Annotated in this window: 8 protein-coding genes and 1 pseudogene; 3 read left to right on the plus strand and 6 right to left on the minus strand. The window is 62.4% G+C overall.

All coding sequences use genetic code 11. From position 1 onward, the window contains the following. The coding region (locus GXP34_01195) for a hypothetical protein (protein ID NOY54582.1) at positions 1-378 on the minus strand (378 nt) is incomplete at its 3' end. Positions 379-614: 236 nt separating this feature from the next. On the opposite strand from GXP34_01195, the gene GXP34_01200 reads away from it, so the two are divergent. From GXP34_01200 to GXP34_01210, 3 genes are all read left to right on the plus strand, one after another. Continuing rightward, positions 615-1,652 (plus strand): IS110 family transposase, encoded by a 1,038-nt coding sequence (locus GXP34_01200; GenBank protein ID NOY54583.1) that lies wholly within the window; start codon positions 615-617, stop codon positions 1,650-1,652. Between the two features lie 506 nt (positions 1,653-2,158). Beyond that, entirely contained in the window at positions 2,159-2,704 is a 546-nt protein-coding gene (locus GXP34_01205) for a SigE family RNA polymerase sigma factor (protein NOY54584.1), read from the plus strand. Continuing rightward, positions 2,694-3,461, plus strand: coding sequence for a hypothetical protein (locus GXP34_01210; GenBank protein NOY54585.1), 768 nt, complete (start codon positions 2,694-2,696; stop codon positions 3,459-3,461). The genes GXP34_01205 and GXP34_01210 overlap by 11 nt, the downstream gene beginning before the upstream one ends. 1,117 nt (positions 3,462-4,578) lie before the next feature. Here GXP34_01210 and GXP34_01215 read toward each other — a convergent pair. From GXP34_01215 to GXP34_01235, 5 genes and pseudogenes are all read right to left on the minus strand, one after another. Beyond that, positions 4,579-5,313: a phosphocholine cytidylyltransferase family protein gene (locus GXP34_01215; protein ID NOY54586.1), complete on the minus strand. Its 735-nt coding sequence runs from the start codon at positions 5,311-5,313 to the stop codon at positions 4,579-4,581. Positions 5,314-5,332: 19 nt separating this feature from the next. Then, positions 5,333-6,127, minus strand: coding sequence for a CDP-alcohol phosphatidyltransferase family protein (locus GXP34_01220; GenBank protein NOY54587.1), 795 nt, complete (start codon positions 6,125-6,127; stop codon positions 5,333-5,335). After that, complete coding sequence (locus GXP34_01225; GenBank protein ID NOY54588.1) at positions 6,114-7,205, minus strand: alanine--glyoxylate aminotransferase family protein; 1,092 nt, start codon at positions 7,203-7,205, stop codon at positions 6,114-6,116. Before GXP34_01225 ends, GXP34_01220 begins: the two co-directional genes overlap by 14 nt. A gap of 539 nt (positions 7,206-7,744) precedes the next feature. Continuing rightward, positions 7,745-8,008: pseudogene (locus tag GXP34_01230) on the minus strand (IS30 family transposase). A 417-nt stretch (positions 8,009-8,425) separates the two neighbouring features. Next, on the minus strand, positions 8,426-9,194 hold a 769-nt coding region (locus GXP34_01235; GenBank protein NOY54589.1), incomplete at its 5' end, for a hypothetical protein.

The following is a 9,194-nucleotide window of genomic DNA, read 5'->3' on the forward strand; positions in this document are numbered from 1 at the left end:
CGGGCCGGTCCCTCGCTGGAGGACATCGCCCTGAAAGTCCACGTCCGTCACCTTCACCAACCATGTCGTGTCCGGTCTCCGGGGAGGGTCGAAGTCACCCGAGTAACGCCGCTCGACAATCCCGGTAAAGGCAGTACTGAAGATCTGGTCCGTCAAAGTCGGCGGGATGTACGACGAGTCGGCGGTACTGGTACCGGCAGTTGTAGCGGTCGGGACGACGCTGCTGCATCCAGCCGAGAAGAGAGCAACCGTCGCCAGCACAATCACCACCCTGCGAATACTCAACTGCTCACCATCTTGCGCAACAAACCATTGTCGTCGGTCTCGAGCTGCCCGCTTCAGCCACACCAACGCGTCCATGCTCCCATTGACCAGCATGTTCTCCTCACGGTCGCTTGCACGTGCCCGTGAGGCTGACGCGGTGATCACCCATACGGAAGGACCCTCAGGTCCCCCCGTACACCACTGGCTGGCATGATGGGTCCGGTGTTACACGCCTCGGTCGGGCGGTGAGGTTCCGGTCGAGCCGATAGCAGCGGCTCGGTTGGTCTCGGTCCGCCGTCCCGATGGCGTGTGCCACCCCTTGCGCCTGTTAGCGAGAGAAAGGGGCGGTCATATCGATCGTATCGGGGGTTTTCGGCGGTGTGGACACGCACGCCGATGTGCATGTCGCAGCAGCGGTCGATACGAATGGTGGGTTGTTGGGGATCGAGTCGTTCCCGACCGACGATGCCGAGTATCGACGGCTCAACGAGTGGCTCGCCGAGTTCGGTCCGGTGATCCGGGTCGGGGTTGAGGGGACCGGGTCGTATGGCGTCGGATTGACTCGACATCTCCATAGCGGCGGTGTTGAGGTAGTGGAGGTCGCTCGGCCAAACCGGCAGAGGCGCCGCCGGTTGGGGAAGTCGGATCCGATCGACGCCGAAACCGCGGCGAGAGCCCCCCTGTCCGGGACAGCGAGGGTTGTGCCGAAGCGTCGTGACGGGGCGGTGGAACAGATCCGGGTCCTGTCGGTCGCTCGCCGCTCAGCACGGGTGCAGCGCACCGCGACGTTGAACCAGCTCCGCCAGATCGTCTTGACGGCCCCTGATGCTGTGCGGACCCGTTTCAAGGACCGTGCCAGGACCGGGCTTGTGTCCGAGGCGGCTGCGATGCGGCCCCGCAAAGGACACGACCCGGTCGCCTACACAACGTTGGTGGTGATCCGCGGACTCGCTCGTCGCATCCGGGACCTCGATGACGAGATCGCCGGTATCGACGACGCCCTCAAAGAACTGATCGACGCCACCGCACCGTCGCTACACGACTGTCACGGCGTCGGCGTGGACACTGCCACGACCCCGCTGGTCGCTGCCGGCAACAACGCTGACCGGCTCACCTCGGAACGGTCACGGGCGCACCTGTGCGGCGTCTCACCGGTCCCGGCCGGGTCGGGCAAGACCAGTGGACGGGTCCGGCTGAACCGTAGCGGGAACCGGCAAGCCAACGCGGCGCTCCACCGGATCGTGCTGACCCGCATGGCGTCGGATCCCGAAACTCGCAACCACGTGCGACGCCGCAGCGCCCAAGGCCTCTCCAAACGCGAAATCATGCGCTGTTTGAAACGCTACGTCGCCCGCCAGACATACCAACACCTACCCCGAGCAGCATGACGATCCGGCGAGTGGGGTCTGACCCGATACACCACCGACGCACCCCCACGTGCTGCTGTCCTCCGGACGACCTGTCGACCCCACCCGCCCACCAGGGCAGTGTGACCTAATAAGAGCCTGCCCACCCGACGGTGTGGCCCAACCCAGTCCTGTCCACCCAACCCGCCACCACATTGACATAGGAGATTCGCCCATGGACGTAACTCGAGACTGCGGGTCCTCTCAGGGACAAGAGTATCCGGCAGACCCGGGCGGGTTCACTCAGGAAAGGGCGTTTCCAATGAGCGTGGTCACACAGAGATCCCGGGCTGTGCACAGCCCACTCGGCCGGCGTCTTTCGTAGCGGAAAGCGATTCTTCCCAACCCGACATAGCCGTCAGAACAGATCCGTTTCGCGGCGCTTCGCGTCGGGATCATCGCTGAAGTGCAGTTGGTGATGGGAGAATCGTGTCCACCGACTTGGCTGGTCGTGCGAGTAACCGGTGAAGGATTGAGAGAGGACAGGTGTGACATCCGCTGACGGCAACGTTCCAGTTCAACCGTTCCATGAGACGTTCGAACGTTTCTACGGTCGCGAGTACCGACAGGTCGCTGCACTGGCGTACGTTCTGACCGGTCGGAACGGTGCCGCTGAGGATCTGGCACAGGAGGCGTTCATCGCTGCCCTGCGCAGTTGGGATCGGATTGCTCTCTATGACAAGCCTGAAGCGTGGGTGCGCCGTGTCGTTGCGAATCGGGCCGTGTCGTTTCGGCGACGTGGCATCACCGAGTTGAAACTGTTACCCAGACTGTTTCGCCTGTCGTCACCCGGGCCGGCCACGGAGATGGACGGGGAAGCAACCCAGGTGTGGGACGCGGTGCGGACGCTACCAAGACGACAGGCACAGGCGGTGGCACTCCGCTACCTGGATGATCTCTCACTCAAGGAGATCGGCGTGATCATGGGATGTTCTTCCGGGACGGTCAAGACCCATTTGGCGCGAGGGCGACAGCGGCTGGAACGAGTCCTCGGAGCACAAGCCGGCGAGGAGGTTGACGGGCATGTTGGATGAACGGCTCAGACACGCCGCGGACGAGGCGCACAGGGTGGCGGGCATGTTCGAGCGGCCAAGAATCGAACAGCGACGCGTCTGGATGTTCTCTCACCGACTGGTCCGAGCTTTGACGGCGGTAGCCGCTGTCGCTGCCCTCATTGGTGTGGGTCGCATCATCGCCGAGACACGACAGACCGACGGCCCAACGGTCTTTACCCAGCCGGCTGTCCAGATCAACGCCGATCCACAGGTCGTTCAAGCCTCTCGGGCCATTCCGCCGAACCTCGACGTCCCCGGATCCGCGATTGAAGTTCCTCTACAACCCATCACAGAGTTCCTCCCGGGTGACGCCTCCTACATCCGATCGTTCATCCCCAACCCGGATGAGATTGTGGCAATAGGACAAGTCGGTCCTGGCGTTCACCGTGTCTTTCTCGTCACCGGACCGTCCGCCCCCGACGGTTCACAGGTGGCCTGCATCATCGAAACATCAGGCCGTTCAGGCTCGTGCGTCAGAGAGCAAGACTCCGCTCCACCGTTCGGCGTTGCTGCCGGGTGGGGCACTGACACGGGACAAGAGTTCAGAGTCGTGATGGGAATGGTCCCAGAGTCCACGTCCGTGGTGATAGTGACGACACCGCGAGGCACTTTCTGGCAGGTTCCTCGCGGAAGTATCAGCTTCTTCGTCCTCCAGGTTTCGCCCGACCAGACCCTCGAATGGCAGCTCCTCAATGCAACAGGTGACGTGCTCGACAACGGCGGCTACCGCCAGTGACCGGGCCACCCGACACACGTGACCGAACCGGTGTCGGTCACCGACCGGTGGACGACGTTGGCAGCGACCCCCGGTCGCCGAGTTCCAAGACGGCGGACATCGTGTAGTTCGCCAACGCCACCTCTCACTTTTCGTGCCTCTTCAATTCCAGTATCAGTATCCCTGTCCTAGTGTCCGAGAACCTGTCAGCAGGTCCCAACTGGGAGCGCCGAGTGAGTGATGTGCCGGTGATCTGAACCGGCTTCTTGGGAGACTCGTGGCCATAACTTCGATGCCGTGTCTCGTGGGTTCGGGAGACAGGTCGGACACGCCGAGGGTGCGGCCAGGGCAGCCGCAGGTGGTCCGGTATCTGGAGTTCGTCGCGGCGTGTGGTCAACTGAACACGGTGTCGCCGATCATGTATGGCGTGGTGAGGAATCTCAATGAGTATGTCCGAGGAGTTTCAATGAGCGTGGTTATGGTCGGGCACACGTCGCCAACGCCACCTTTTCTTTTTCGTACCCCTTCATTTTCGGTGTCAGTAACCCTTCCCTCCGAGTGACAGACAGCCCGTCACCAGCCGCGATGGACACACATGGACTGATGGGGACCACGTGGCCAGTGCCACGTTCCCTTCTTTTTCGGCACCCGTCCAATCGCAGTGTCTGTGACCCTGTCAGCCCGATGACAATACGCCGTATCCAGCAGCGAGCCTGAGGGTCTCCGATACCGACGTTTCCCAGATCCTGCTACGAAGACCGGCGAATTGACTGTTGACGACGCCACACCTAGCACGAGCCAGGTTCGGCCGGTGGAAAGGCCGAGACCAAAGCACCTTCCTGTGGATGCCCCTGCAGAACACGCTCGGAGAAACGGGGGAAGCTCACCACCGCTGATGCGCGGTCTGAAACGCGAACGAACCGCGAGTGTGAGCATCCGCTGTCACGCGCTCATACAGAACATCCGCTGTGGCCACTACGAACTCGGCATCCACGCACGAGCGCATCGTCGCATCGCGGGCGCATTCAGGGAACTTGCCCGAACAATCCGAGTGAACAGAAACACCCAAATCGTTCCCGTGTGGAGTGACACGACTCGACGCATTAGTGGCGTCGAAGTCAACGCTCGGAGGCGTCGCTTACGTGTCGACTTGGCCGAACAAGCGCTGCGCCAGCTCGTAGTCCTCGAGCGTGTCGATCTCCGCCCAGCGTAGCCCGGTGATGTCGAGGGCCTTGAAGGGCTCTCCCGCCTGGACGATCGCGTCGTACGCCACCTCGTAATACCTTTGGTGGTTGGCAGGATCCTCCATCATCGCCTCGAGCGTCGTGAACAGCGTCTCGCAGGACCGCTCGTCGATCCGCTCGATGCCGATCGACTCACCGGCAGCGCTCGTCACCGGGACGTCGTTGCCGATGCGCGAGATGTTCCCCTCGGCGTCGCACCGCACCTTGATGACCTCCTCGTCGACCGCGGTGCGATCGACGCAGGCGTAGCTCCAGCCGGCGGCCGCCGCGACGAGCCTGGCGAGAATCTCCTCATCGAAAATAACGTCACCGTCCAGCTTGATGAAGGTCTCACCCTCGAGCTGGTCCCTCGCGAGCAGCAGGGAGTAGCCGGTGTTCGTCGTCCGATAGTCGGGGTTCCGCAGAATCGTGATCTCCACGAGAGGGAACGCCTGCAGGAGGTACTGCTCGATCGCTGCCTGCATGTGCCCGCAGACGATCACGATCGATCGCACGTCGTGCTTGGTGAGCTTCCGGATCATGTGCTCGAGCGTGTTGCTGTCGCCAATCGGTAGGAGCGATTTCGGCGTGGAGACCGTCAACTCCGCCAGCCGGCTGCCCATGCCGGCGAGGAGGATAACGGACTTCATGAGATGGCCGCGTTCATGGCTACTTCCGGAGCGGGTAGGTGAGTGATTCCGGTCGGCGTGCGAGCTGGTTGCCGCGCTGGACGAGCCGGACGAACGCGATGAAGATCTGACTGATCCCGAAGATCCAGATCCAGAGATCTGGTCGCTGCACAAGGGCGGCAAGCGCGCCTAAGGTGACGTGCTCGGCCTCATCGAGCGCGAAGAAGGAGCGGTTCCGAAACCAGAGCCAGGCGAGCTTCTGCCGGAGGTCTTTTGGTTCCGTCCTCCTGGCATCAAGGTCGACGTAGAGTGCCTGCCGGAGTTCGCGAGACTTGTCGAGATATTCGTTGTCCCGGCCTACTGCTCCCAACATCGTCTCGAGTTTGATGTAGTACCGAAACAAGAACCCGAAGCACGACATCAGGCCGAGCAACAGGAACAGGCTTCTGCCCGTGCGGTCGTACGCCGCGATGGCCATCGCGGCGTTGATGATGAAGATCTTCAGGACGTCGAGCGTCTTGTCCAGGTAGTCGCCGATTGCCGACGTTTTGCCGGTATAGCGGGCAAGTTGGCCATCGAGGCAGTCGAGGACGTACGACACCGGCAGCAGGACGGCTGCAAGAACACTCCAAGCTCCGCCCACGACGATGAGACCTGCCGCGGCGCTGTAGAGGCCAAACGAAAGGAAAGTCACATGGTTCGGTGTCAGAGACGCGATCTTGCTAGCCGGGATCAGCAACGTGTTGGCGAGCCTGGGGTACCAGAGGTCCCCCCAGTTGCTGAAGAAGTTCGGCTCGATGACGGAACCCCGGGGGGGATACTCAGGAGATGACACGCGTCGACCTCTCCGCCGGAACAAACTGAAGCGGCCCGGCTGTCGCGTCTGTACCTTGCCGCATGACGCCTTGCACTTGGCGCAGCGCATCGCGCGTATCGTTCTTCCGCAGCGCGCCGATGTGGCCGATCTGGAACATCCTTTCCGCGAACGCGCCCTTGCCGTTGTAGACCACGATCCCTCTGGTCTTCAGGTGGCGTCCCAAGTGTTCGAACGAGAGGTATTCAGGCAGTAACACGCAAGTCAGAACGCTGGAGTTCATTCCGTGATAGTCGGCGTACTCAAGCCCCATCCGTATCAGCCGTTCACGCGCGAACAACGCCCGCGAACGGATCACTCCTCGGGCCCGTTTCAGGCCCAGTAGGGTGCTCTCCTCGAGCGAGGCGTGAAGCGAGACAAGCACGTGCACTGCAGGCGTGTTTGGTGTCTGCGCATAGTCGCGCATGTATCTGCAGTGGGTATGGAGATTCAGGTACTGCGGCCCGGCCTGCATTGAGGCCGACTGCTCGAGAACGCTGCCCTTGACAACAACGATCCCCACGCCGGGCATGGCAGACAGCGCCTTGCCCGACGTGCCGGTGAGGATATCGATGCCCCACTCTTCGGCGGCGATCTCCTCAGCCCCGATGCTGCTGACCGCGTCAACCGCGATCAGCGCGCCATGTCGATGGGCAAGTCGGGCGATTGCCGCGACAGGATTGAGCATCCCAGTACTCGTCTCATGGTGCACGACGACGACCAGGTGGTAGGGCCTCACCTTGAGCTCCTCTTCCACCTTCTCGAGATCAATCGCCTCCTGCCATGCGAATCTCAGCTTCCCAACGTCGGGGTTGTGCTGTCGTGCGGCAGTCAGGAGCCGCTCCCCAAACTCGCCGTTGCTGACTACGAGGGTTGGACCGCTGGGGACGATGCTCGCCAACATGGCCTCGTTCGCCGCTGTTCCCGATCCGGTGATGAATGCAATCTGGTACGAGCTATCTGCGCTGCCAATCCCCACGACAGGCTTCAACATCGCCGCGCTCTCAAGCAACAGCTTCGAGAACTCTGGCTCACGGTGACCAATGTTCGTGTTGCTCACGGCTCGTATCACGTGGGCGGAGAGCAAGACGGGCCCGGGGCAGAGCAGTAGCGGCCCCCGCCTTGCCGCGCGGCGTCTCGAAAGGAACGACCCGAGAAACTCCACCAGGCGGCCGCGTCGCGGAGAACGGACTCCAGCGGCTCGAGCCGTCCGGCGCAGGACCGGCTCGCGAACACTAACGGGGGTGCCGGACGCTACAACCCGCGTGCTTGGCGTTCCGACGTCGCCAACGACCGAGGTCTGCACCGGCACGGCCCGTTCGAACAGGTCGGAGAGATGGCTGGTGGCCGCGACACCATCCGAGCCGTTCACATGTGGCGCGCGCACGCCTTGGCGCGAATCGCTACCGAAATCGATGATGATCCTTCTTCCAAACTGGCCAGAACGGCTGTCAAGCTGCCGAGACGCCTCTCGGGATCGACACTCCGGGCCGCTGTTTTGCCTATCAGCGTCAATCTTGCCACATTTGCCGGCGCTTTGTGAACGCCGGTCGAATCCGGTAGCGCGGTGGAAAGTTGGCCGACGGATGAGGTTGACCCGATCTCCCGCACGCCGAGGCCTCGACTCCGTAGCGACGCGATACGGTGACGTTCGAGCCGAGACAGATACCGGCTCCCCCGATCGGCCTCGTTGACCCTCACCGGCGCCAGCCCACCTCTCTCGGCGCGCCACCGATATCCGGTCTTGCGAGTAACCCCGACACGGCGACACGCCTCGACCGTGCCCACACCCGACAAGATCAACTGCCAGTACTCGTCTTCGACAGCCAACTGCCGTTTGCGTCCTCGTCGTCCCATATCCAAGCCCTCCCCGTCTAGCACGAGTGTTGCGACAAGTACTAGAACCCAAGCGGTGATAAAGGGTCAGTATTCACCCGGTGGCGACATTCGATTCTCTGGTTGAGGTCGCCGTGCGGCTCGTTGACGCCACATTCATTGCTGTGACTGTGTACACAGTCTGGGCGAACGCGGGCGCAGACCGAGATCAGTGTTGCCCACGACCATACATACTCTCGCCCACGGTGACTGAAACGCGAATCTGGTGCCGGCAGCCTGATAACCCTGGGCGCACAGACTCGTCGATGCTGCCTATTCGGCAGAACCCGTCGGTGGTGACCCGCACGTCACAACGCTGGCCCGCATCTCTTCAGTTCGGCTGTCAGCCACCAGGTCGGCTGCATCCCCGAGAACCTGTTGGCTCCACTCTCCCTGATCCCCTTCTCAGTTGTCGGGTGTGTCGAGTCCTTGCACGTTTTCGACGCGGGTGAACGTTGCGGAGAATCTGGTGAGGCCCGCCTGGCCCGACAGTGTGGGGAGTATGTCTTGTTTGGCTTCGAGGAGGTCTCCGGTGTGGGGGCTGAAGATGAGGGTGAATTGTTCCTGGTGGTCATCGACAGCATATGTGGCTGCTACGGCGATTCCTGGGCGCCCGAGCGTGTCGGTGACATCGCCGACGAGTTCAATGTTTGGGATCTTGGCGGCGACTCGGTATGCGGCGGCGCGCTGTTGCGGCGTAGCTGGAGCAGTGGCAAGGAAGTTGGCGATCTGTTCGAGAAGTTCGGCGGACGCGGGGTACTGACTGTTGGCCCGCTCGAGGAAGTACGCTTGGAGTGCGTCAGGGTCGGCGGGCACCTGGCTGGGATCTTCGGCGAGTCCACCAGGCCCGGCGGTGTCATCGATGTTCCGTGTCAGAACGGGTCTGCCGTCGGCTTCCCATGCGGTCTGGTCGGCGGCCGTCGGGAATCTGAGGGCGCCGTACTGGACTCGTACACGTCCTGATCCGTCGGTTGCGATCCACGTCTCATGCGTCACCGACACCAGGGCCGCATAGGCAGGCTCGTTTCGGGAGGGGTCTTCGATGAGTTGTTCTCCGACTGCCCGCACGTAGACGAATCCGCCGACGGCGGAGACTGGCCCTCCCGGCACCGTTGTGGTTGTCTGGTTCTCGGCGATATGGGCGACTGCTTCGAGGGCACGGGCGGCAGGCGTC

Source organism: Actinomycetota bacterium (genome assembly GCA_013152275.1).
Lineage (GTDB): Bacteria > Actinomycetota > Acidimicrobiia > Spongiisociales > UBA4744 > BMS3Bbin01.